The sequence below is a fragment of the Rhizobium sp. RU36D genome (assembly GCF_900176345.1).
Taxonomy (GTDB): Bacteria; Pseudomonadota; Alphaproteobacteria; order Rhizobiales; family Rhizobiaceae; genus Allorhizobium.
The window spans coordinates 1-21890 of sequence record NZ_FWXU01000034.1; the positions used below are offsets into that span (position 1 = coordinate 1).

A 21890-nucleotide genomic window follows, 5' to 3' on the forward strand; every position below is an offset into this window, starting at 1 on the left:
CGTCATGTCACGAAGCCCTCAACCAATAGCCGCCACCATCGCGGCGAACAGGGGAATTGTTTGCGAAACGCCAAGCCCTAGCAGGTACACCCTTGGTTAGGGTGGGGCTGCCGCCCAGGCTAAAACCGCCCGAGCCTATTTTCATGGTCTTCATCGGCAATCACTCCGTAATGACCGAGATGACGACCGGCTGGTCGCCATCGGGGAAAAAGTAAAGGTTCGTGCTGGCATCATCGAACGCGAAGGACATGGGCTGGCGCCAGCCCATCGGCATGAAATCGAAAGCCGCCGTGCCTTCATCTGCGTCAGAGTCGGGCGCCGCGCTCGGCACGGCAGCGGCGGTCTTGATATAGCCCGAACCCGATGGCGTGCGGATCAACGCCAGCACCTTCGCCTTGCCGGTCGATATTGCGGTCCATTCATTGGCGTTGCAGCGCACGCCTTTCGTTGCAGCCGTCATTGGGCGCTCCTATCGCTGGTGATGGTGGAGAGGCGACGGTTCACACCGCTGTTACGGTCACGTCGAGGGTCCGATCCGTGCCGGAGCGGATATAGACGTCCTGTCCAGCAATGCCGGCCATCGAGAAGGGTTGGCCCGCGAGGCATTCATGATAAGCGCTGTTTGCATCCGGTGCTGTCGTGCCGATATACACATGGATCGGCCAGACCCAGCTGTGCGAGATCAGCACGTTCTGCAGGTCTTCAGAGATCTTCAGCCAGGCGCCAACAGGCGCTGTCCTCATGGTAGTCATATGAGTTGTCCTTGTTAGCGTTCACGCTCTCGCCGGGCGATCTCGCGCTGGATGCGCAGTTCCTCGCGAATGCGATCAAGTTCAATGTGCATGCGCTCAAGCATGCGGCCGAGTTGGCGGCCGACCTCGGTCATTTCCACCACAGCGTCCGTATGGGCTTCGACCGCGGCGCTTGCGCGGTTCAGCGCGGCGGGATCGACGATCACCGCAGCCACCTCAGCGGCCTTCGTGGCGGGCGGTGCGACCTGGCGTCCCTGGAACAGGCCGAGATAGCGAACACCGAAGATCATGGCGAGCACGGCGCCGAAGGTCACGATCGCCAGAGGAGGCAGTTTAGCCAGTTCTTCCATTGCGAATTTCCCCCTCGTCATGTGCCGCGCGGTGCATGTTGACCAGCTCGCTCACCGCAAACAGCGGATAGATCGCGAGCCAGGTCGATACGACATCGGAGGATGCAAATCCGTATGTGATGCCTGTCCAGATGATGCAGCCGATGCCGGCCGATACCTGCCTGATTTGTGGCGTGACCTTCGCTCTGGCGCCGTTGATGATGAGCCCGACAATCCGCAAGGCGCCGACGCAAAACATCGTCCAGCCCAGCAGATCCTCGCTGAAGAACAGGTCTTGAAAGGCAACATAGGCTGGCTGGTCGAATAGTTTGGAAGGAAGGATAAGGATCACACCGAACATCATCATGTGTCCGGCCATGAACCACTCCATCATTCGGGGGCCGAAGCGATGCTGGATCCTGATCCAGATCCCCGGCCCGACATATCCGCTGGACATGGCGACCTCCTCAGCGCTGCTGGAGGAGGTCGGGCACTTTGCTCATGATGATGTCGCGCAACGCGTCGGGCGAAACATCGAGCCGTGCCAGCGCATCCGGGTTCTTGTCTTCGACATAGCGCACCGCTTCTTTCAGCACTGCCGGCGCGATCGTCGCGGCCGAGGTCGTCAGACCGGATTTTGCCATGGCATAGCGCAGCGCATTGGCGGCCGATTGATGCAGCGCCTGGCGAAGCTGGGCCTCGATCTCCAGGCGCTTGGCATCGTCGGAGATCTTCAGCACGGCAAGAAGCCGAACCGCAATCCAAGTCGCCAGCGCCGGGCCGACAAGGGAGAAGAAGACGGCGACCACGGGCTGCACGATTGCCCACAGTTCCGGCCAGATCGAGGGAGCCCCAACCGCAGGCAGCGCCTCCGCAGCGGCGGCAAACAGCGGCCACAACACGAATGACGCTAGGGCCAGGATGACCAACAGCGCAAAGACACGGGAGAAGGTGATGAGACGGTACATGGAAATGTCCTCTTGTTGGCTTGCTCAGGCTGCGGCCGAGGCTTCGAACAAGTTGCGCAGAGCTGCGACGGTGGCGGCATCGAGCGCGCCGGTTTCCGGCAGGCCGCTTGCGAGCTGGAAGGCCTGCGTCGCGGCGCGAGTCTTCTTGCCGACGATCCCGTCGATCGGGCCGATGACGTAGCCGGCGCGCGTGAGCAGGCGCTGCAGATAGGCCGTGCGGCTGTCCGGCCCCTCAAATACCGGTGCGCTGTTCGGCGCCAGCGCGACGATTTTCCATGTGCCCTTGATGTCGGCCGTAGGCAGGCCGCGCGCCGCAGCCCACGGGATCACGTCGAAGGTCGGGCAGGCCTTCATGTGCTCGAAGGGTTCGATGATCCCGTTGCCATTCTTGTCGGGGCTGAGGTCACGATGGCCGCACCATTTGATGTCGGGAAAATCCCGCGTCAGTTCGCGCATGCGGCGCTCAAGCGTCGCGAGCTGTGCTGCCGAGATCGTCGAGAAATCGGGCTTGCCATCGCGGTTGATGCCGCCGACCAGCGACAACCCGTATGAAATCGAATTGAAGCCGGCGACATGGGCGCCAATCGCCATCTTGCCGCGGCCGATTTCCGCACGTCCGTCGGGGTTGATGATCTCGTTGTAGCCGATGTCCGACCAGCCCTGGGCTTTATGAATGGCCCTGATGCCGGCGACACCCCTGTCCCAGCCGGGCGGGGTTGCTGTCACATGCACGACGCCGAGCGTCGTCTTCTTGCGAGACGCCATGGTAGTTCTCCTGATTGTTGAGATTGGTCGCGCCGTAGCGCTCAGTTCTGATCTGTCCGGCCGTAGCGCCGGTTGTATTCCAGGTAGTTGTCCGAGCCAGCCGCGCTGGCGGTGGTTGAGCCTGTCGCGCCCGGACTGTCTTCGCCTGATGCCGACCCGGTCTTGCCGCTACCGGGTTTGCGTTCATCCTTGCCGGCCTCACCGGTCGGCTGTTTGATTTCGAGCGAGGTTGTCGCCCCTCCGTTTCGGTCAGCCTTTTGGGTCGAGCCCGAAATCCGATATTGACCATCGACACCAGGTCGGGCGCCGACCATGACGAATGTGCCTTCGGCTTGCGCGGTGACATCTAGATCAAGCTCGACAGAGCCTTGCCCCCCCTCCCGTTCGGCCTCGGATTTGCGGGCCTCGGCAATGGATTGAGCTTGGTCCTTGTCGGCGACGGCTGTCCGGACTTCGTCGGTCGCATCGGCGTCGATACCGGTTTCGACCTCGACTTCCTTGAAGCTCGCAGTCTCGCGATCGAAATACCGCACCTTGGTCTTGGAGAACTTGCCCCGACCCGTCAGCGGGGTGATGTTCCAGCTGATCACGTTCTGACCCACGACACCGATCACGGTCGGCAGTGCCGCGCCGGTTGCCGAAAGTCCCTGCCCGCGTTTGGCCAGCACCGCCTGATCGCCGCGGATCTTGAACGTGCCGCCAAGTTCACGGGCGAGCTTCTGCCCCACATGCAGCAGGCTCTCGCCATTGGCGGACCAGTAATCCCGCGTGATCTCGGCAAAGGCGGGGTCGATGACGATGGACGATAGCCCGGCATTGCGGGCAACCTTGTCCATGAACTGCTGCAGCGTGCCGCCATCCAGGTGATGCGACTGCAACTGCTTTGCCTTGCCCTTGGGGTCGAAACCCTTGCCGGTGAAAGCCAGTATTCGGCCGCCACCTCTGGAGCCCGTTGACCGCACGGAATCCACCTTGCCCTGAAAGGCCGAGGCGCCCTGCAGGAAGATCTCTATACTGGACTCGTCGGAGGGCAACTTGAGCTGCCCTCCGCTGTCGTCGAATTCGAGACTGCATGTGTCCCCGGCCGAACCATCCTTGTCAGAAACGCTGATCTTTGTGAGATACGGCGTCATGCCGGAGGTCATGTTTTCGCCGTCTATCCAGACGGCCCATTCTACCGACCAGGCCATGTCAGCCTCCGAAGATAGAAACGACGGGGCGATAGACGAAGCGATTGGGCGTCGGTCTGTCCGGAATGGTCAGCACCGTTCCCAAAGGAAGGTACGGGCCGAGCCGCCCCAGACCGGGATTTTTTGCGAGCGTCTCCTCCAGGAGCGAACGGCCTTCGACCCCATAGGCTTGGTGCAGCAAAAGCTCGACCGTCATGTTTTCACGGCGGATCTGGAACGTTTGAGGCATAGCTCACTCCAGCAGTCCAAAGAGAGAAAGAATGGTGCCGATCACGGCGGGTGAAGACGAGTCTGGCCTGTCTTTTGTCAATTCAATAGAGTGTCGGATGAAGAAGCCGACACCATCGCGCATCAGCTCCTTGTGCCCTTCCGAGATCTTGTCGATTGTGAACCAGCCAATCCGGGCGCCGTCCCCGCGAAGAACAGGCAGTGGCCGCCCAGCAAGCATCATGCTATTCGCAAGTTCAAGTTCTGTCAGACCCCCCGTTTTAAATGGTAGCAGCTGGCCTGAAAGCGTCATTTTGCCGGCGGCCTCCCCTACGAATTCGCGAGACGGCATTGCGCCGATCAGCGGCTTTTCCGCAAAGTCCACCGATCTGGTGCGCTGCATTTCATCCACGCTGAAAGGACGGGTATCGAGCGTGAGTGCGCCGATGGAATACAGCATCAGGCTACCCCATAGTTGGTGTCGGCATAGATCCCGGCCACTTCCTGCCGCAGCTGCTGACCAACCCGGTTAACCACCTGGTCCGCGATTTCCTGCGGATTGGTGACGCCATGCACGGACATGGAAACCGTCAGATTGATGTTGGGAGCCGGCCGCGGATTGGTGATGTTGACGTCCTGCACGCCGCTAGGCTGCACAAGGGCATCTATGCTCGAGGCGTCAAGGCTGATCGGTTTAGCCAGCCCCGAGGCATCTGAACCACTGGGAGCGTTCCCGCCTGGCGAGTTCGACCCAGGACCAGTCTGAATACCAAAATGCTCGCGAGCATCGAAATCAGGCTCAGCAGCCTTACCCCACCAGAACCTGTCCCAGGCAGAGACACCTTTCTCGTCGGGGTTAAGACCGAGAATTCGCTGCAGATCTTCTCGATATTGCTTTTGCAGGCGTATCTGATCTTCCAGCGTATCACCTGGAGTGACAGACATGGCCTCTGCCATAAGACCTGGCGCCGCCGCTATGAACGCACCTTTAAACCAGGTGGAGATGCCCGACCACCACGCGACGGGAGGCGCACCACCAGTGCCTGGTGAATTCTTGCCCGCAGGCGGTCCGCCGCCCTTCGGGAAGGTGCCACCTGAAACAATGTCTGCAATGCTACCGACAGCCTTCAATGCCGCCAGAATGGTAGAGGCACCAGAGACCAGCATAAGCGCGCCAGCGAGGCTCCGGATAGTGCCGGCCAGCATGGCAATACCGGCGCCCCAGAGCATGATCTTAAAACCATAGGGCGCGAGGTCGGCAAAGAACTGGGCAATCGGGTTTTCCTTGATGGCATCGTTCAGTTCCCGGATCGCCACGCCCCATTGCTTCGCCTCCATGAAGATGCGTCCGATCTTGTCGCCGGCCTCTGGGTCGATCTTTCCGAAAATCAGGTCGCCAATTCCGTCGACGGCTTCGCGCACGTCGCCGTAGCCAAGGCCATTTGCGAAACCCTGAATAGATGTCTGGATCTCGTCGAAGATCGAGACACGGTCGTCGAGCGTGTCGAGAACATCGCCGATTCCGAGGGCCGCTTCCTTGATCGACGGGAGCATGTCTTCGCCCATGCCGAGAAAGACATCGGACACCTTGTTGCCAAGGAGCGAGAGGACATTGCCCGTGGTATTCGCCCGCTCGACATATTCCTTGAATGCCGAGCCCGAATATTTTGTCCGGTCGCTGACGCTGTCCAGCGCCTGTTCCAGCAACCCGATATTGCCGATCAACGGCGCGAACGCCTTGGCCTCGTCACCGAAGAAATCGGACAGCAGCGCGAGATGCCGATCTTTCGGTGCCTTGCCGATCGCGGCCAATACCTTCCGAAGCGCCTTTGGCGCATCCTTCTGCATGTCCTTGGCGATCGTGGGCAAGTCCAGCCCTAAAGCCCTGGCGACGTCCTGTTGCGACTTCTTCGCAGAGGCTCCACGCGTGAGGGCTTTGACAACGTTCTGCATGGCGGTGGCCGCCACCTCGGCTTCGGCGCCGGACGCGATCATCGCACTGCCGATCCCGGCAATCTCTTCCTTGGTGAAGCCGCCCATCTCCGCGAGCGCGCCGACCCGCAGCATATATGCCGTGATATCCTTTGCCTTCGACGCCATGTTGTTCGAGAGGTGATTGATGGCATCGGCCATGTCGCCGGTCTCGGCCACCGTCAGACCCAGCTGGGTCTTGAGCTTCGCCAGGCTTTCGCCGGCATCGCCGGCCGTCATGTCGAAGGCGATACCGACACGCGCCGCCATTTCGGCAAACGCTTTCAGGTCGTTGGTGGCAATGCCGGACTCACCGGCCGCGGCGAAGAGGGCGGCAATGTCGGTCGCGGCGATCGGCAACTCGGTCGACATCTCGCGGATGGTCCGCCGCATGTTCTCGAACTGCTCTTCATTGGCATCGACCACCTTGCGCACATCGGCGAAGGCGCTTTCGAAACCGATGGCAGCACCAGCGGTTCTGTTTAACCCCTCGGTCACCCCGAGATAGGTTCCGCCGAAAGCAATCGCCTGGCCGATCAGGGACCGGAAAGGTGCACCAAAGGACGTCGCCTGGCGCTCAAGCCCGTTCAGGGCGGCATTGATGCCGCGTGCGCGGTTGCTGATTTCGTCGAGCAGCGTGAGGCGCAATGTGCTCTGGGTCGTTGTCATCGTCGCGTCTGCTTCTGCTTGGGAGGCTCGAACATCTTCCGTGCCCGCTTGAAATAGCGGAGCAGCTTTTCAGGTGACCACCGTTCGATCACATCAAGGGGGGTGCTGGCGTGATGGGCGACGTAAAGCGCTACGCCGCGCCAGTCGTCGCAGAGGTCCCGTTTCCCACCAGGTCCTTGCAGCGGTCCATGATGGTGTAAAAATCGCGGGTGGCGATTTTTCTGAATCTCTCGACTGGCACGTTGCACATTGCGGCAAGCACAATCACCAACCGCCGATACTCGGTGGTTGCATCCTCGGCATCGAGCATGTCGCCGACTTCAGATTCGCGGAAAGAAAGCTCGGTAACTTTCTGACCGTCAATTTCGAGCGGCCTGGAGAGCGTGACTTTGACTGCGTTCATTGTGATCATCCTTTTGAGGTGAGAGTGGTAAGGCGGCGCTTTGTCCTAGGCCCCCAGGGCGCGCCGATGGGTGGCGAAAAGGTCCTTGCCACCGACGCGCAGGATGCGCTCGTAGCTGTCGACGTAGAAAAGCTCCACGCCATCGAGCACAAGCTCGTAATGGGTCACCTCCGCGAAGGTGTGCGTGCAGCCCTGGAACTCGGCCGGGTCGCTTTCGTCAGGCTCCCATGCGGTGATCGCGCCTTCAATGATCGCACGCGCCGGCACGACCGATCCGCCACCGGGTGCGCGCTTGTTATAGGCGCCGGCAAAAACCCAGCGTTCCGGTTCGCCCATGCCGGTGAAGATCTCGGTATCGATGCCCTTCGCCGAAAAGGCCGGTTCCGGCGCTTCGATGCGCGGCATCGCGAAATTCACCGCCATCACGCCGCCACCAGGATTGTGCTCCCCGGTAGCGAAGGTGAGGCCGGGCATTGTGAGAGACGAAATCGTCGTCGCGCGGGACGTGTCGGCCTGGGTGGCGCGACGTACGTCGACGGCAGTCAGAAGGTAGAGAGGTGCCTGAGCCATGACAGCTTTTCCTTTCGGCAGGTCTGGAAGACGGTGGATTAGGAGACGGTGGAAAGGCGGGAGATGATATCAGCCACCAGGCCTTCGACTGCCGGCCGGTAGCGCCGGACTTCATGGCGCGCCAGCTTGAACGCCGGTGCAGGCTCGATGCCGAGGTTGACGGTGAGATGTCCGAGCCGGATTTCCTCCGGGCTGTTTTTGTCGGCGCGGAATGCCACGTCGTAGCCGAGGATGTCATTATCGGCCTTGTGATCCCGAAGCATGAACTTGATGCTGTTGAGCCAGGCCTCGGCATGGTCGGCGGAAATCTTACGGCCGAGAAACAGCCGCGTGATCTCCATGATTTTCACCGTCAGATAGTCAGCCCCGCGCACCTGGTGGATCTGCTTCCAGAGTTCGCCCGTCGTCGTGTTGTCGGTACCGATGAACACGAAGCCGCCATCGGCGATCGCACCATCGACTCCGCTTTCACCGGCAACGACGATCGAGACCTCGCCTTCAAGCATTTGCTGCCCCTGGGTGGAGCCGTCGAGCAGGGAGAAGGGAATGGTGCGGGACAGACCCGCGATGCCATAGACGGCCCGATTGGCGATCGGGTCGAAAGGCTTGCCACCGTTCTCGGAATCCACCCGCTGGAACAGCCCTATGATGCGCGGCCCCATCGGACGGGTGACGAGGTTTTCACCCTCGTAGACGCGGGCGGCAACGCCGACCGGCATGATGCGCTCGGAGCTGAGGGTTTCGCGGGCGTCGATCGCATTGGCGGATGACGTGTCGTCGACGTCGCAGACCGCAACAGCCAGCAGCCGTTCGCATGCGGCATGAAGGGCGACGGCCACAGGCCCGGCCGTATCGAGGTCGAGACGGTAAGCGGAACGGCCAGCCCAGACCAGACGCGGCGTGGCATTCACGGCCGAGGGTATCGCGGCGATGTTTGTAGGCGCCAATGCAGTGGCAATGCTTGCAGCGGTCGCAGCGGCATTCGCTCCCTCTGCCACGCGGTAGATGGTGACATCGGCACCTGCGTTCAGGCCATTGAGCTGCTGATTTATGCCGTTGACGGCATCGCGCAGGTTGCCGGTACCGAGCTTGGTCACCATGCCCGCGTCAGCAGTCGATATACGCACAGGCTGGCCGATGGGATAGGCCGTCCCATCAGCATCGGCCGAGGTCTCGATCAGCAGCGCCTTGGAAAAATCCGCCCCAAGCACCGGAACCGGCTCGTCATCGGGGCGAGAGAAAGTCATGCCGAACACGGGATCGGACATCGTGAACTCCTATGAATTTGGGGAGCCTTGCCAAAGGGCCGATGAGGCACAGAAAAACCCGCCGGAGCGGCGGGCTTCATGATGGTGTGATAGTCGGTTTAGAGGGGCAGTGAGCGGTGCAGGGCTCGAACCGCAGAAAGAAGAGATGCGAGCCGCTCAAGGCTGGTATCGACCGCGCAGAGTGCTCCAACCGCGCCGTTGCGCCGGCCTTCTCCAAGGTCTCCGGCAGCCGTATCCACGGCGTTCATGATATCCTCGGCGTCCTGCTGCATCACCTTGATGATTTGTGTGAAGGCTACCAGTTTCCGCTGTTCGTCAGTCATGTCGGGCTCTCCGTTTCAATGACCGCACATTCGCTCTGGTCGGGGCCGAAGTGGAGCAATCGCAGTGCTGAGTTTCCCCACGGGGAAATCAGTTTTGCTGACAAGCCCCGCAATCGCCGGCATTGAGCAATAAAACTGCTCAGGCCGGATCGCCGCCGAGATCAACCCGATCAGGCATAGGTAGCGACAGCCCAGGCCCAAAGGCTATCGAGTTCGCTAGCTGCGATCCCCTCGGCTTCGGCCATGGATGTCAGCAGCGGATCGTTGCGGCGGTAGATCTGCGCATCATCGAGATAGGCAATGGCTTGAAGGCGTGCGAGATCGTCTGGTATCGCGTCGATACGGCTGCGGATCCCTGACTTGGTGACCCCAATCTCGGCGGCGGCCAGCCAGAAGGCCAGGCGCGACAAGGGAGCGGTCAGGGGATCGACAGGTTCAGGTTCTGGCGTTGGCGGCGTGTCCGGTTCCGTCTCCGGCACATAGCCCCAGACGCCGTTCCTGAAAACCCGAAGGTAGCCAACGGCCACAACAGGCGGTGTGGCCTTTGTGGCGTGGGCGGGGATCAGGAAAACGCCGGGTTCCAATGGACTTTTATCGGCCGTGGATGAGCAGATGAACTCGCCAGACAGCGGATGGTAGTGATGGATGAGCATCAGGCGACCTCAATATTTGATGCAGTAGAGCAGCGCGATGTTGCGAGGCCGTGCCTCGCTGCCGCCACTGGCCTGAATGCTGATACCTGTACCGACATGGCCAGTGTTGAGCGTGTTGTCCGAGTCCCGTGCGGGGAACGGTCCGCCTGCATAAAGGCCACCGTTCCAGGCCCTCGTGTAAGGGTGCGAGTGTCCGGGATCGTTAACGCCGTGGCTGTGCGTCAGGTTCTGGCTGCCTTGCGCCGAGCCGAAGCCCCGGCTGGCATCGATACCACGGGCATCGTCCCAGCCACGCACAAACTCTCCGCGCAGGTCGGGCAAATTGAAGGTGGTTGAACCGTCGCCGACACCGAACGTGGTTCCGATCGCGGCAAACAGGGCCGAATAGGTTGAGCGTGAAACAGCCGCTCCGTTTGCTTTGATCCACCCCACTGGGGCCGATGACATTGCGAAGGCTGAAACAGCGCCAGGTGGCGCGACCTCCCGAAGAGAAGCGGAAAGGCCCACGATATCAGCCTGCGCATGCTGATGCGGACCAAGGGCCGCGATGGCCGAGGATGGCTCCCATGTGCCAGTCGTTGATTTGACCAGCACGTAATTGACAGCAGCGCCGGCGGCGCCCTGCACATCCGACAGGCTGTCCAGGCTGAAAGCCGCACCGGCATCCTGTTTGGCCGCAAGCGCAGCCGAAAGTCCGGTGATATCGGCAATGGCGTGGGCATGGGCGGCGTTTGCCTTGCCGGCAATGGCGCCGGCAAGGCCGAACATATCGTCATCGATCTGGTCGAGTGTCGTCTGAAGCCGAAAAAACTCATCGTCGACATTGGCTTCAGGATCGGGCTTGGCCCAGCCGTAACGCAGGGTGTAGGTCAGCATGTGATCTCCTAGAAGATACCGGCGCCGAGATCGCCGATGACGACCCGCGCGGCCGGGCCACCGGTTGCCGTGATGCGAAGCCGGGCGGTCGAGCCGGTCAAGCCAGTCGCCTCGTGCTTCCGCTCGGTCCATAGCGGGAAAGCCAGGGCCTGGGTGTCATCGAGGGGCAGTGATGTCCATGCGCCGCCATCGATCGCATAGTGCATAGCGGCGGTGGCGCCTCCTGGGAGGAAAGCCTTGTAGTAGGCGGCAATCCGGACCGAGGTGCCCAGGTCGAAGGCGCGGGTGATGTAGGTCAGTTCTTCCGCGATCTCGCCAGCAACGAGCTGGATCGGCGCATAGAGAACCGGCGACAGCTTCTCGGTACCGGTGAGGACCGCTCGCAGTTCCACCGTGTCGGTTAAGTATTCCGTCAGCTGCAGCACCTGGTAGGGCAAGAGCCGATAGATCGTGCCGTTGGACCTCTCCAGTTCGAAGACGACGGAGCAACCGGCCGAGGGCAGCTCCACCGTGGCGCGGACCTGAAGGTCGGAACAATCGACCAGGTCATAGGTGCCGAGATCCACGGTCTTCGTTGTCACCGGGTAGCGGGCGGCTACGAGCCTGAAGGTCAGGGCTTCATCCTGATGCGCCGTCCAGGTCTCGGCATTGACCGACGAGAAGCGTGGACCGGTGACATAGGGATGCTGGGTCACCCATTGCTGATTGATGGCATCAAAGGCTCCGAGCTTGGCAAGGGCAATTGAATGATTGCCGTCGTCGGTCTTGATGACGAAGGCGTGCTTGCGGTCGGCCGGAGTGGTCACGGGCAGCCTGTAGCGGGCCGATTTCCAGCCCGTCGCGGCTCCCACCATCGAGACGACCGATTCCGCCAGGACATCGGTCGTCGGATAGCCCGTGTCGATCGACACCTGGTCGACGAGCAGATGGTTGCTGGTGTCGCCGATCGCGCAGAGCCAGAAATCGACACCGGCGATCTGGCGCATTTCCGGAACGGCGAACATCTGCGCCTGCGGGTCAGACTGATTGCCACGCCCATCACTGGAGTTATCGTTGTTCGTGTTCGCCGCGGCCGCCTGGATGATCACGAGCTGCTGCTGTGTCCAGTTGTTGATGGTGGTCACCCGACGCATGGTGTCGACCGAGATCGTACCCTGCCCGGTGAAGATCGCGGTGGCGGGCGTCCCGCCGGCGCCCTGTGCCCTGACCAGCTTGGTGCCAGCGGTCATGTTGGCGGGAATGGTGAAGGCGCCGCTGATCTGCCCCGCGCCATTTGCCGCCGGCAGTCCACCCGGTAGCACATTGACCCCGTCGAAGGTGAGAGACGCAAGGATCTCGCCGACGCCGAAGCCGGAGATGGTGAAGGCGACAGAGATCTGGCGCAGGAAAGCGAGCTGCTCGGTCCGCTGGTCAACCAGCTGGTTCTCGGCATTGACGGTCTGTAGCGGACCGCCATCGGTGCGAACCCCCTGATTGAACTCGAAGGTGGCGGGAGATGTCCAGTCTGTGCGGCTTTCCGACCAGAAATCCACGGCCGGCGACAGAGACATGGCCCCCGGCAAGGGCGTGAAGTTCTGATAGGGATTGATCTTCTCGCATCCGGTGCGCAGCGCCTGCGTGGTGATGATCTCCTCGACATGGTCGAGCATGACAGGACCGGATAGAGCCACGTCGAAGAAGGTAGGTGCAATTGACAGCATCAGCATGCCGTTCCCGATCGCACCGGACTGGGTGGCGCCCTGGTCCCGATAGGTATCGTCGGTGAAGGGGTCAACGAACACGCCTTTCTTGGCAACCGGCTCCCTTGCATCGATCCCGCTCTTCAGCCGCTCCAGCTGTATCAGCCGGTCGTGGTCGAGGATGCGGTTGAAGAACCGGGTCTGTTCGGCGACCGAGAAATAGCGCACTCCGTCATTGACGACGACGGGTGTGCCCATCCAGTTGTTGGTCACCGTTGCCAACGCCAGAAGCGTCGAGGGGACAGAGGGTGCACGCGCATTGGTTCTGGCGGAGACGCCCTTGACGTAGACCCCGGAGCCATCCTCTGCGAGGCAGACGACATCGATGCGCGGCAGCTTCTGGGTATAGGCGACGATGATGTCGCCTCCGGTCGCCCCACCCGAAACCGTGATGGTCCGATCGTCGAAACTGTCGGCCACCACGCTATCGCGATACCGGTAGGTCACGTTGTAGCTTGATCCACCGGCCGGCTCCGCGCCGACAGGCGCCCAATCCACGTTATTGCCGACCAGGGTGTAGCTGGTACCGGCGACATAGGTCGTGCCGCCCTGGACGACTGACACGATGGACACGATGCTGCTGTCCGGCAGGCCGTCGGCCCCATTGACGATTGCGCCGCGGGTGATCGTGACGGTCTTTTCCTTGGTGAGCAGGATGGCGTTGATGACGCCGATCGGCGCGAGATCGACCGCGAAGGTATGGCTGGCGCCGCCGGCATAGATATGCGTCTCGCCGGGGATCGCGAGTTCGTCCCAATCCTCCGCCTCGGAGATCCGGAGCGAGGCATAGCGGGTCCGCTTGAACCCGTTGATATTGGCTTCACCCTGTTCGATGGCGAAGACCTGCGCGCCGGCCTCGGCGCCAAGCGCGGTGACCCGGCATCCCGATACGATGTAGGAGCCATTCGGCCGATCATACACGGCAAGCGCCTGGCCGACCGGGTCGAGCACCGCAGGCGAGGTCTGGTCGATGATCGTGCCGTCCTGCAATGCGTAAACGGCGTAGAAGTCGCCTGCACCGCCGTCATCCTGGCGCGCCCATGCGATCGAGGCGACCTCACGGGCCGCACCGGGTTCGCCCTCGGCAAGCGAGCCCGGCACCATGCCGAGAAGCGAGGGATCGTCTTCATGGGTCACCCATGACTTGGTGAGCCTTACGCCGATCTGCGTGCGGCCCGTCATCGGCACGTCGGCAAGGACGGCCTGCGCCACCGGAAAGACGTCGCCGGCGACATAGATCTCGCCTGACGTCAGGGTGACAGTCTCAGCTTCGATGTCGACAATGGCTTCAGCGCGCACGATGCGCTGACCTTCCTTGGCGAGCAGACGGCCGACGCGCTTGGAACGGCTGCGCGAAATGGTCTGCAACTCGTTCAGTTCGGCCGACTGGATGAAGGCGCGGTCGCCATAGAAGACAACGGACTGTTGCTCGGGGTGGCCGGCAGCGCGGTCATAGGCATGCGGCAGGCCGCTTTCATGTTCGAAGGCCATCAGAACCTCATGAGGAATTTGATCTGTTCGCGCACGGTGGCGCGCAGGGGAATGTTGACGGCCGTAACGGCAATGGGTGTCCCGCCCAGCAGTTCACCCGGTTGGAGCCAAAGCCGTCCTGGCGGCACGTCCGCAACAGGCTCGCCGTCTATTGTCAGTTCGACAGAGGCAGCGATTACGCTGTCCGCGTCGCCGAAGTCGGTCATGGCCTCGATATAGAGCGAAGTTCCGCCGACCTCGGCACGATAGGTCTGGCCACCGAAGTTATACTGGCCACCAAACCGCAGCGCACCAGGCCTGATCGCCCTGCAAGTGCGATGCCCAATGATGTCGCCGTCAGGGTCTCGCATGGTGACGTAGACGGACCTGCCGACAAACCAGGCGGCCATTATGGCAGCACGTGCCGTGATGCCGGGAGATGCCCAGAGGACACTCGCATCGATCCATGGATATTTCGCGTCTACCCAAGGCAGACCAGGGTCGAAATCTGGTGGCGGAACCTCACCGGCGGAGAAGCCGCCATCGCCGGCGGGGAAGGACACGGGGAGCCATGCGGTCTCGCCGGCAGAGACGCGGTCTAGCCAGTTGCCGATGGCAAGACCCTCTTCCTCAGTCAAGACATGGGAGATTTCCGTTACCCGGCCGAACGACCACAATGTGCCGGCCTGCGTTACGGAAATGCCGCTCTCCCGCTCAATCATCGCCTCGTCAAATCGCGAACATTCAGCCGCGGCCGGAGGGGCATCGTAGTGATGAACACCGCGCCGAAGGTCGGAGCGAAAGGGCAGAGAAAGTCTTGTGACGCCCTCGATTTGCTCCAGTAGCGGCAAGTCGTTTTCTGGCAGCGCCGGGAAGCGCAGTTGCGACGAATTCCACCAGGCACGGCCATGCCATGCAGGTTCTATGGTGGCGGTAATGCCGACAAAGGACAGGCCACGCTTTACACCTGCATACGTGCCTCTCAGTCGCTGCCACCGAATGCCCTCTCCGAGGAGGTCGTAGAGGTTGGGCACATAAGGCGTGAGCATGCCCAGGCCATATTCCCACACCAGAAACGGAAGAAACGAAGGCGGTGGATTTTCTTTAGCCGTTGTGATGAGGGGAACAGCCGACCCCATTCTCTCCCAGCGTTCGGCCTGCGCAGCCTCCATCGCCTGTTCGAAAAGGCCAGCATTTTCTGGAAGAAGAGAGTTCAATATGCCCTCCCCTTGAGCGTGAGCGTGATCGTGCCAATGGCAAGAGCCTCCGCTGGAGGCGCGATGCTGTCTGCGGATGGCGCCGTCGGTGCGACCTTGTGGACCCCGGCGATCATCAGTTTCGAAACCCACCACTCGCGGACAAGATCACGGCCAAGGGCTTGCTCCAAGGCCCAGGCGGCACGCAAGGCCTGTGCGGAGCGGGATACAGTCCCTTCGTCAGCATCGGGCAACAGCCAGATGTCGGCGGCAATATTGACGACGCTGAGTACAGCGGAGGACACGACGAACTCATCGTTGACCAGCTGTACTGCTTCGTCCATCAGCGCCGACCTCACAATGTTGAGTAGGTCCGTGCTTGCCGCACCGTTCGGCTCGGTGGAAAAAACCGCCACGTGAATGAGCGGGCTACGTCCCACCCGATAGACCTCGACGCTATCGACGCGCAGATCCGCGCCCATAGCTATGCTTTTGTATCTTTCCTTCGGGCCACCGGTGGAGCGCCCTTGGATGGCGAGGATGACGCGGAGCTTCAGCCGGGCATCGGTTTCCCCCGGCAGTCTCGTCACATCGTAAAAGATAGCCAGCTGATCGAGGTCGCTCTCGAAGGCGAAGGCAAGAAGCCTCGCCCTTGCCGCATCATTGATGGCGGAGAGAAGATTGGCCTCACGATACGATTCCGCCTGGTTCACGACCACGAAAGGGTCGGTTTCCAGCATCGTTACGTCATAGTCAGGTAGATCTGGATAAGTCTGCCGCAGAGCCGCCCATTCGGATTGAAAGGCCGCGTTCTGTCGCGCCGTAATGGCTTCGTAGCTCACCTCCGTGATGACCCGAGGTGGCGGCAGCGTGGTGAGATCGAACATGGGACACTGCCTTCATCATTGGTGCATCAGGCGCCGCGGACGCTCACCCCGCGACCAAAGCTCACTGTGAACCCCACGACCCTGTCGACCGTGAAGTCCCCGAGATGGCCTCGTGGCCGATAGTCGGCTTCGATCAGAAGCCCGGCACGGCCAAGACGAATTTCGTCAACAGAGCCGGTGGGAACGAGGCGCCGCACCGAAAATCGCGGCTCCCAGATATCGATGGCTGTTGCTATGAGTTGCTGCCAGGCAGCAAACAGCGGAGGTGTCATCGCGCGGCCGAGAAGTTCGATGACGGCGGCCCCGATCTCGCGCCGCATGACGCGGCTTGCAATCCGCGTGGTCAGGATAACCTCTACCCCCTGATAGGCGGATGCTAGATTGTCGATTACCCGACCTGTGCGCCGGTCAATCCCTGCCATCGGCATCACCGGGGGCAGCGGTCGCAGCCGGCCAGTCTGCCGGAGTCGGCTCCGAGGCCGGAGCGATGCGGCCGAGACCAAGATCAAAGGCAGCTTCGATCTTGGTGAGCGCGATCGTCGTCTGATCGCCGACCGGCTTTCCGTTGATCCAGGTCACACCGGGCTTGATCCGGTACTCGACTGCCTCAGTTGCGGACACAGCAGGTTTCGTGACGCCGGCTGCGGCCGGCGCGGAAACAGTCTTCTTCATGATGTTCTCCTGTTAATCGGCGGCCGACACGACCGACGAACCCTCTACAATCGGCCAGAGTCCAGCCGAAGAACCCGACTTGACCTCGACGAGATCGCCCACGCGGGCCACCGGCTTGCCGCCTTCGCCGCCGAGTTCTACCGAGGGCGCATTGACCACGACCTTGGACGTCCCGGAAACGTGCAGAATGCCGTTCTTGACCTCGAGCCGAACGCCGGCATCTTCGAAGACATTCGCCTCCATGTCGTCGTTGGGGCTTTTGTGATCGCCCGAATAGCCGCCCCGGATCATGAAGCCCTGACGCGGATCGCCGCTGGGATTTACTACGCCGACGATCTGCCCCTTCTTCAGGGGGATTGAGGTCTTGCCCGTTTCCGGATGCGGATACCATGGCGAAAGAAACGGCTCTTCATCCGAGCCGCCGAGTCTCAGTCGATAGCCCATGTCCTTGTCGATGATCTCGACCGGACCGACCTGCAGCGATTTGCCAAATGCGGTCTTGAGCATCTCCAGATCGAGACGCATGGCGATCAGGTCTGATATCATGACCCTACCTCGATGACGTTCAGGCCTGCGACCTCGATTGTGCCCAGCTGCATATCCGGCGTTTCGCCATCGTCGATCACAGCAAGAGGCAGGTGGCCCATGGCACGCATTTCGTCCGATGTCATACCGTGGCGGCGCTGAACGGACTGCCATGAAAGAGGCGAGCCGGCGAGCAAGGCGCGGATCTTGGCCGCTTGCTTGACATATTCCTCGTTGCCACTGGCCTCCATGGCACCAAGGAATGACATGAATGGGCTGGCTTGATCCGGAAGCTCTCCCTTCAAGGGGTCGTCGATCAGCTCGACAGTAATCCGCATCTGGTGGCCGGCCAGCTTTTGCGCGTCGTCTGCGCTGCGAGCGCCGGCAAACTCGATCCGCAAGACCCGGTAGTGTAGCCCGCGATAGATATCGGCCCAGGCATTCTCGGGATCGGTCAAGGCGTCACAGATCTGCCGTTGCACAATATCGAGGAAGAATTCCTGACTGCTGTCCGAGGCCGGGATGTTGATGCCGATGATGACCGTCTCACCCTGGTCATTGGTGTCAAGCATGGCTGACGACACACCGATATCGAAGACGATCTCGCAGGCGCCGTTTTCCACAAGTGACCGCCCCGTCATGCCTTCAGCCTTCCCCGAGGGGGTGTAGACCGCCACAAAGGGGCGCTCCTCACCGGTTCGAAGCGAGCCATCGGCCTGAATGTCGAGGGCGCCGTTCGGCGTATCCAGGACATTCTCACCCACCAGCGTCCTGCCCTTGAGGGCTTCGACGGCGGCGATACGCAGGGCTATTCGGGCAAGGCTCATTTTTCACCAAGCTCCAGGATAAGACGGCTTTCGCCGCGATCGTCGACCCGCAGGACTTCGAACCAGGGCTCCCCACGCCGAGCGATTGCCCTGATCGAGTCCCCTTTTACGAAATACAGATCGGCATACTTCGATAGGTCGATGTGCAGCTCGGCCTTGCCGGCAGCAATTTTCGTATGCCAGGACCGGCTGGAGTGGCCGGCGGCGCTGGTCACCTCGCCGCCGCCCACCCTCAAGACCGCCTCGATTTCTCGGACCGGCCGGGCCGGATCCGCCCTCCCGTTCTTCTGGAATGCGAGCTGGATGGGCTCTGCAAAAACCCTATCCACGGCCGCGACCGTGCGGTCGCGGATCTGCTGAAGACGAGAGGTCAGCATGACTAGCCTCAGTTAGAGGAGACGACTTCCACGATGGTGTCAGGCTGCTTGCAGACCGCCAGGGCGTTGGTCTGCGACTTCAGCTCGATGCCCATCCCGTGGTCGAGTTCCTTGTAGGAGATGAAGATTGCACCTTCTTCACCCTCGCTGGACGGCGCCTGGTTGACCCGGTCGATATGGTAGGCGGGCGCGTCGAACGTGCGGAACATCGACTGGGTGCCAGAAGGATAGGCATTGCCGGAGTTGTCTGCGACGTTCTTGACGTTGGAGATCGTGCCGTCATTGTTCTTGACCGGCAGGGAGCCCTTGTATTCGCGCCAGATGATATCGCCGAACTCGAAGACGCGGCCCCAATTGCCGCCAAGACGCTGGCGTTCGAGCTGGGTGTGTAGACCGGAATTCTGCGCCTGAACCCAGAATTTCTCGACATTCGGGTGGCTGATGAGCTTGCCGAAGAACTTGCCGTCGACCAGCGCCTCTACCGTACCAACAGTTTCGCCCTTGACGCTGCTGATGATGTGATCGCTGACTTCTTCGCACTTCTCGCGAACGTTGGTCCCAGCCGTACCCAGCGTGAAATCAACCGTCTTCTTCGTGATCCCGAACACGTCATAGAGATTGTAGAGGGTACGCAGCTTTCCGTCCTTGATCTCCCCGCGCAACATGCCGAGACGCAGGAACTCCCGCGTGATCGCATGGTTCTTGCGGATGATGGCAAGCTTGCGAGCCAATTCCGCGTCCAGCGACTTCTCGGTCACGACGCCATTGATCACCTCGAGCATGCCGTCGATATCGCCGACGAGGATATTCTCGAAATGGGTGAAATGCGGGATCGAAAGGATCACCCCTTCCTGCGGATTGTCGTCCGAGGAAATCTCGCCAGGCGCGCCCGGCTCCTGGTGAGAAAGAACATGGACCTGGCCTTCGCGGAAGTCGATGCGCACCAGGCGCGACCGCTTGGGTTCGGAAGGTGCAATGTTGAGAGCGTTGAGAAGACCGAAGGTGTTCGGAATGCGATTGACCTCGGTCGTGAGGTCCACATTGGTATAAGGGAAGATGATTTCCGGCATGGCCGATGGTCCTTTGATAAGTCAAGCCTAGGCATTTCCGCGCCTCACGAGCGCGGAGTCATGCCGGCGATGGGTGGTGTCAGGGATCAGGTGCGGGCGATGAGCCCAAGGCGTTCTTCGATGTCGACCAGCGCGCGCGCTGCAGCGTCAGCGGTGATGCCATCCGGCCAGACGATTGCCGTTGCGTTGATGATTGAAAGGCGGCGCGAATACAGCACAGCGCCCGGCGCATCCTCACCATCAGCGGCTACGCATGTTTTCAGGCAGATGCCGTGAATGATCTGCCGACCGTCGGTTCCGGCTGGATCCCAGGCGACCACCTTGCCGTCGTTTACGCCGGGCGCGATTCCGACATCGATGAAAAACTGGTCTCCAACAGCAAAGTCGGTGGCACCGTCGGCGATTGTGAATCGTACCTGCTTGCCGAACAGCGTTCCGGTCTTGCCAGCGCCGACGATCGCGCCGTTCGGACCTTCGACCTCGAACTCACCGCCGTTCGCTTTTTCAACGAGATAGGTAACGGTGTAGCGGCCGGGCTTTACTGCGGCGGTATAGGACGGCGCGCCAAGCGTTAGAACACCGTTTCCGGCATTGGTTCCGGTCGTGACAGTAACCGTCGTGGCCCCACCATCCTTCAGCTTTCCGACGAATTCGCCCATCTTGAGTTCGCGGGGCGAGCCGTCGCCAGCCAGCAACGTGGCTGTGGCGCGGCAAAATTCGGGATCGATTTCTTTCTTGAGCAGCGACGACATGCCGGCCGTGGCTGCGATCTTCATATAGGGAAGGTGGCTCATCGCCATGTCCTCTCAAAGGTTGGTTGCAGACGGGGAACAAGGGGCGTGAGTTACGCGCCCTTCTTGATGCTGGCGATCTGAGCGTCGATACGTGCAGAAAGGCCAGATTTTGTGGGCTTTTCAGCGCCAGGAGCGGCAAGGCCGGCCCCGGCCATGCGAGAGGCTTCATAGCTGGCAGGTGCGGCCTGCGAGGGCTGGGCCGACGCGACATTCCCGGCAACGAAAGCTGCGACGTCTTCGCCGCTCATCGAGGGAGACTTCACCGCAAGATCAAGGGCGGCCGACATGCGGGCAGAATCCCCCTTGATGCCTTCGGCGCTGAGGGCGGCGCAAAGCCGATCGGTTGCCAGCTTCGCGCCTTCAGCGCGGCCGGTATCGGTCGCCGCCTTGACCGCCGCATCGTGTTCAGCTTTCGAGATGCCGCCACCGTCGGCGGCAGGCGTGCCAGAATTTTCCATTGCAGTCTTCCTCTTGGTTACAAGTTGGTTGCCCCTCGCAGCGGGCTTGATCAATTCAGCAAGCACATCTTCAAATGTGCCCAAGCGATCGGCGATGCCGGCATTGACGGCCGCCTGCCCGATAAACGTTTTCGCTTCAGTCGCACGGGCAGCTTCGACGCCGAGTCGGCTACCTCGCCCCTTAGCGACGGTTATGAGGAACTGTTCGTAAAAGGCAGTAACCTCACTCTGCAGCTGGTCTCGAACATCCGCCGGAAGAGGTTCGAACGGGTTGGCGTCAACCTTGTGCGCGCCAGCAAAGATTAGGGTGGGCGTGACACCTTCTTTTGCAAGCATTTTCGAATAGTCCGCGTGTAGCATCACGACGCCAATCGAGCCTGACACGCCGGTCTCTGTGGTGATGATTTCGCTGCTTCCGCAGGCGATTGCGTAGCAGGCCGAACAGGACTGGCCGTTGACGATAGCTACTGTTCGCTTCTTGGCAGACAACGAACGGGTTAGCGCCGCCACCTCAAAGGCACCCGTTGCCTCACCGCCTGGGGAGTGCAAATCGAGAATGACCGAATGGACTGCATCGTCCGCCGCCGCAGTCTTGATCTGGTGGCTTATGCCCTCGTATGAGGTAAGACCAGAATTAGCGCCCACCCAGGCACCTCGATTCACCAGAGATCCAGTGATGGTGATGATCCCGACGCCGTCCTTGACATTGTACGGCTTCGTCTTGGCGACACTCTCTCCCCAGCGATTTATTGTGCGTACTATGTTCCCTTGCTCATCACGCTCGATGTTATCGCCCTCGAAGCGACTGGCCTCCGGCCCGTTAAGTCCGATGCGCGCGGCCAGTACCGACATGATGACCTGGGCCTTTTCAGGCGTGATCAGAAGCGGCCGGTTCAACGCTCGGTCGGCAATATGCAACAGAACTGACATA

At 61.1% G+C, this 21890-nt stretch carries 27 protein-coding genes; all 27 read right to left on the reverse strand.

Translation table 11 applies throughout. The annotated features are described in order from the left end of the window. Positions 1–160 precede the first annotated feature (160 nt). Entirely contained in the window at positions 161–460 is a 300-nt protein-coding gene (locus B9A97_RS26570; RefSeq protein ID WP_084368853.1) for a hypothetical protein, read from the reverse strand. Positions 461–500: 40 nt separating this feature from the next. After that, positions 501–752, reverse strand: a complete 252-nt coding sequence (locus B9A97_RS26575; RefSeq protein ID WP_143530729.1) for a hypothetical protein — start codon at positions 750–752, stop codon at positions 501–503. Positions 753–766: 14 nt separating this feature from the next. Then, complete coding sequence (locus tag B9A97_RS26580) at positions 767–1102, reverse strand: hypothetical protein (RefSeq protein WP_084368855.1); 336 nt, start codon at positions 1100–1102, stop codon at positions 767–769. Then, the gene (locus B9A97_RS26585) at positions 1086–1460 is read right to left on the reverse strand and encodes a hypothetical protein (protein WP_143530730.1); all 375 of its coding nucleotides are present in this window, start codon (positions 1458–1460) and stop codon (positions 1086–1088) included. The genes B9A97_RS26580 and B9A97_RS26585 overlap by 17 nt, the downstream gene beginning before the upstream one ends. A gap of 88 nt (positions 1461–1548) precedes the next feature. Beyond that, the gene (locus B9A97_RS26590) at positions 1549–2049 is read right to left on the reverse strand and encodes a hypothetical protein (protein WP_084368857.1); all 501 of its coding nucleotides are present in this window, start codon (positions 2047–2049) and stop codon (positions 1549–1551) included. A gap of 24 nt (positions 2050–2073) precedes the next feature. Continuing rightward, positions 2074–2814, reverse strand: a complete 741-nt coding sequence (locus B9A97_RS26595) for a peptidoglycan recognition protein family protein (RefSeq protein WP_084368858.1) — start codon at positions 2812–2814, stop codon at positions 2074–2076. 41 nt (positions 2815–2855) lie between these two features. Then, positions 2856–4004 carry a phage late control D family protein gene (locus tag B9A97_RS26600; protein ID WP_210189735.1) on the reverse strand — a complete coding sequence of 383 codons (1149 nt, stop codon included), beginning with the start codon at positions 4002–4004 and terminating at the stop codon, positions 2856–2858. Between the two features lies 1 nt (position 4005). Continuing rightward, positions 4006–4233 (reverse strand): tail protein X, encoded by a 228-nt coding sequence (locus tag B9A97_RS26605; RefSeq protein WP_084368859.1) that lies wholly within the window; start codon positions 4231–4233, stop codon positions 4006–4008. A 3-nt stretch (positions 4234–4236) separates the two neighbouring features. Beyond that, positions 4237–4671: a phage tail protein gene (locus B9A97_RS26610; RefSeq protein WP_084368860.1), complete on the reverse strand. Its 435-nt coding sequence runs from the start codon at positions 4669–4671 to the stop codon at positions 4237–4239. Further along, entirely contained in the window at positions 4671–6851 is a 2181-nt protein-coding gene (locus B9A97_RS26615) for a phage tail tape measure protein (RefSeq protein WP_084368861.1), read from the reverse strand. Before B9A97_RS26615 ends, B9A97_RS26610 begins: the two co-directional genes overlap by 1 nt. Positions 6852–6981: 130 nt before the next feature. Further along, complete coding sequence (locus B9A97_RS26620) at positions 6982–7254, reverse strand: phage tail assembly protein (protein ID WP_179145409.1); 273 nt, start codon at positions 7252–7254, stop codon at positions 6982–6984. Between the two features lie 45 nt (positions 7255–7299). Next, positions 7300–7824 (reverse strand): phage major tail tube protein, encoded by a 525-nt coding sequence (locus B9A97_RS26625; RefSeq protein ID WP_084368863.1) that lies wholly within the window; start codon positions 7822–7824, stop codon positions 7300–7302. A gap of 38 nt (positions 7825–7862) precedes the next feature. Beyond that, positions 7863–9092, reverse strand: a complete 1230-nt coding sequence (locus B9A97_RS26630) for a phage tail sheath protein (RefSeq protein ID WP_084368864.1) — start codon at positions 9090–9092, stop codon at positions 7863–7865. 98 nt (positions 9093–9190) lie between these two features. Then, positions 9191–9415, reverse strand: coding sequence for a hypothetical protein (locus B9A97_RS26635; protein ID WP_084368865.1), 225 nt, complete (start codon positions 9413–9415; stop codon positions 9191–9193). 170 nt (positions 9416–9585) lie between these two features. Beyond that, on the reverse strand, positions 9586–10068 hold the full coding sequence (locus B9A97_RS30065) for a hypothetical protein (protein ID WP_084368866.1): 483 nt from the start codon (positions 10066–10068) through the stop codon (positions 9586–9588). 9 nt (positions 10069–10077) lie between these two features. After that, the gene (locus tag B9A97_RS29965; protein ID WP_084368867.1) at positions 10078–10944 is read right to left on the reverse strand and encodes a phage tail protein; all 867 of its coding nucleotides are present in this window, start codon (positions 10942–10944) and stop codon (positions 10078–10080) included. Between the two features lie 8 nt (positions 10945–10952). Next, the gene (locus tag B9A97_RS26650) at positions 10953–14174 is read right to left on the reverse strand and encodes a DUF4815 domain-containing protein (protein ID WP_084368868.1); all 3222 of its coding nucleotides are present in this window, start codon (positions 14172–14174) and stop codon (positions 10953–10955) included. Beyond that, a complete protein-coding gene (locus B9A97_RS26655; protein WP_084368869.1) occupies positions 14174–15370 on the reverse strand; it encodes a phage tail protein in 1197 nt (398 codons plus the stop codon). The genes B9A97_RS26650 and B9A97_RS26655 overlap by 1 nt, the downstream gene beginning before the upstream one ends. Next, entirely contained in the window at positions 15367–16236 is an 870-nt protein-coding gene (locus B9A97_RS26660; protein ID WP_084368870.1) for a baseplate J/gp47 family protein, read from the reverse strand. The genes B9A97_RS26655 and B9A97_RS26660 overlap by 4 nt, the downstream gene beginning before the upstream one ends. A 26-nt stretch (positions 16237–16262) precedes the next feature. Then, positions 16263–16658: a GPW/gp25 family protein gene (locus B9A97_RS26665; RefSeq protein WP_084368903.1), complete on the reverse strand. Its 396-nt coding sequence runs from the start codon at positions 16656–16658 to the stop codon at positions 16263–16265. Beyond that, positions 16645–16908, reverse strand: a complete 264-nt coding sequence (locus B9A97_RS26670; protein WP_084368871.1) for a hypothetical protein — start codon at positions 16906–16908, stop codon at positions 16645–16647. The genes B9A97_RS26665 and B9A97_RS26670 overlap by 14 nt, the downstream gene beginning before the upstream one ends. Positions 16909–16920: 12 nt before the next feature. Next, positions 16921–17454, reverse strand: a complete 534-nt coding sequence (locus tag B9A97_RS26675) for a hypothetical protein (protein WP_084368872.1) — start codon at positions 17452–17454, stop codon at positions 16921–16923. Further along, positions 17451–18260: a hypothetical protein gene (locus tag B9A97_RS26680; RefSeq protein WP_084368873.1), complete on the reverse strand. Its 810-nt coding sequence runs from the start codon at positions 18258–18260 to the stop codon at positions 17451–17453. The genes B9A97_RS26675 and B9A97_RS26680 overlap by 4 nt, the downstream gene beginning before the upstream one ends. Next, positions 18257–18637 carry a hypothetical protein gene (locus B9A97_RS26685; RefSeq protein ID WP_084368874.1) on the reverse strand — a complete coding sequence of 127 codons (381 nt, stop codon included), beginning with the start codon at positions 18635–18637 and terminating at the stop codon, positions 18257–18259. The genes B9A97_RS26680 and B9A97_RS26685 overlap by 4 nt, the downstream gene beginning before the upstream one ends. 8 nt (positions 18638–18645) lie before the next feature. After that, on the reverse strand, positions 18646–19707 hold the full coding sequence (locus tag B9A97_RS26690) for a major capsid protein (protein ID WP_084368875.1): 1062 nt from the start codon (positions 19705–19707) through the stop codon (positions 18646–18648). A gap of 86 nt (positions 19708–19793) precedes the next feature. Beyond that, entirely contained in the window at positions 19794–20501 is a 708-nt protein-coding gene (locus tag B9A97_RS26695; RefSeq protein WP_179145410.1) for a head decoration protein, read from the reverse strand. Positions 20502–20551: 50 nt separating this feature from the next. Beyond that, a complete protein-coding gene (locus tag B9A97_RS26700; protein ID WP_084368876.1) occupies positions 20552–21889 on the reverse strand; it encodes a S49 family peptidase in 1338 nt (445 codons plus the stop codon). Position 21890: the final 1 nt, after the last annotated feature.

What these genes read in the sequence shown, in the direction of transcription:
- B9A97_RS26570 (WP_084368853.1), bottom strand. Translation starts at nt 460, where the DNA reads ATGACGGCTGCAACGAAAGGCGTGCGCTGCAACGCCAATGAATGGACC.
- B9A97_RS26575 (WP_143530729.1), bottom strand. Translation starts at nt 752, where the DNA reads ATGACTACCATGAGGACAGCGCCTGTTGGCGCCTGGCTGAAGATCTCT.
- B9A97_RS26580 (WP_084368855.1), bottom strand. Translation starts at nt 1,102, where the DNA reads ATGGAAGAACTGGCTAAACTGCCTCCTCTGGCGATCGTGACCTTCGGC.
- B9A97_RS26585 (WP_143530730.1), bottom strand. Translation starts at nt 1,460, where the DNA reads ATGGCCGGACACATGATGATGTTCGGTGTGATCCTTATCCTTCCTTCC.
- B9A97_RS26590 (WP_084368857.1), bottom strand. Translation starts at nt 2,049, where the DNA reads ATGTACCGTCTCATCACCTTCTCCCGTGTCTTTGCGCTGTTGGTCATC.
- B9A97_RS26595 (WP_084368858.1), bottom strand. Translation starts at nt 2,814, where the DNA reads ATGGCGTCTCGCAAGAAGACGACGCTCGGCGTCGTGCATGTGACAGCA.
- B9A97_RS26600 (WP_210189735.1), bottom strand. Translation starts at nt 4,004, where the DNA reads ATGGCCTGGTCGGTAGAATGGGCCGTCTGGATAGACGGCGAAAACATG.
- B9A97_RS26605 (WP_084368859.1), bottom strand. Translation starts at nt 4,233, where the DNA reads ATGCCTCAAACGTTCCAGATCCGCCGTGAAAACATGACGGTCGAGCTT.
- B9A97_RS26610 (WP_084368860.1), bottom strand. Translation starts at nt 4,671, where the DNA reads ATGCTGTATTCCATCGGCGCACTCACGCTCGATACCCGTCCTTTCAGC.
- B9A97_RS26615 (WP_084368861.1), bottom strand. Translation starts at nt 6,851, where the DNA reads ATGACAACGACCCAGAGCACATTGCGCCTCACGCTGCTCGACGAAATC.
- B9A97_RS26620 (WP_179145409.1), bottom strand. Translation starts at nt 7,254, where the DNA reads ATGAACGCAGTCAAAGTCACGCTCTCCAGGCCGCTCGAAATTGACGGT.
- B9A97_RS26625 (WP_084368863.1), bottom strand. Translation starts at nt 7,824, where the DNA reads ATGGCTCAGGCACCTCTCTACCTTCTGACTGCCGTCGACGTACGTCGC.
- B9A97_RS26630 (WP_084368864.1), bottom strand. Translation starts at nt 9,092, where the DNA reads ATGTCCGATCCCGTGTTCGGCATGACTTTCTCTCGCCCCGATGACGAG.
- B9A97_RS26635 (WP_084368865.1), bottom strand. Translation starts at nt 9,415, where the DNA reads ATGACTGACGAACAGCGGAAACTGGTAGCCTTCACACAAATCATCAAG.
- B9A97_RS30065 (WP_084368866.1), bottom strand. Translation starts at nt 10,068, where the DNA reads ATGCTCATCCATCACTACCATCCGCTGTCTGGCGAGTTCATCTGCTCA.
- B9A97_RS29965 (WP_084368867.1), bottom strand. Translation starts at nt 10,944, where the DNA reads ATGCTGACCTACACCCTGCGTTACGGCTGGGCCAAGCCCGATCCTGAA.
- B9A97_RS26650 (WP_084368868.1), bottom strand. Translation starts at nt 14,174, where the DNA reads ATGGCCTTCGAACATGAAAGCGGCCTGCCGCATGCCTATGACCGCGCT.
- B9A97_RS26660 (WP_084368870.1), bottom strand. Translation starts at nt 16,236, where the DNA reads ATGTTCGATCTCACCACGCTGCCGCCACCTCGGGTCATCACGGAGGTG.
- B9A97_RS26665 (WP_084368903.1), bottom strand. Translation starts at nt 16,658, where the DNA reads ATGGCAGGGATTGACCGGCGCACAGGTCGGGTAATCGACAATCTAGCA.
- B9A97_RS26670 (WP_084368871.1), bottom strand. Translation starts at nt 16,908, where the DNA reads ATGAAGAAGACTGTTTCCGCGCCGGCCGCAGCCGGCGTCACGAAACCT.
- B9A97_RS26675 (WP_084368872.1), bottom strand. Translation starts at nt 17,454, where the DNA reads ATGATATCAGACCTGATCGCCATGCGTCTCGATCTGGAGATGCTCAAG.
- B9A97_RS26680 (WP_084368873.1), bottom strand. Translation starts at nt 18,260, where the DNA reads ATGAGCCTTGCCCGAATAGCCCTGCGTATCGCCGCCGTCGAAGCCCTC.
- B9A97_RS26685 (WP_084368874.1), bottom strand. Translation starts at nt 18,637, where the DNA reads ATGCTGACCTCTCGTCTTCAGCAGATCCGCGACCGCACGGTCGCGGCC.
- B9A97_RS26690 (WP_084368875.1), bottom strand. Translation starts at nt 19,707, where the DNA reads ATGCCGGAAATCATCTTCCCTTATACCAATGTGGACCTCACGACCGAG.
- B9A97_RS26695 (WP_179145410.1), bottom strand. Translation starts at nt 20,501, where the DNA reads ATGAGCCACCTTCCCTATATGAAGATCGCAGCCACGGCCGGCATGTCG.
- B9A97_RS26700 (WP_084368876.1), bottom strand. Translation starts at nt 21,889, where the DNA reads ATGTCAGTTCTGTTGCATATTGCCGACCGAGCGTTGAACCGGCCGCTT.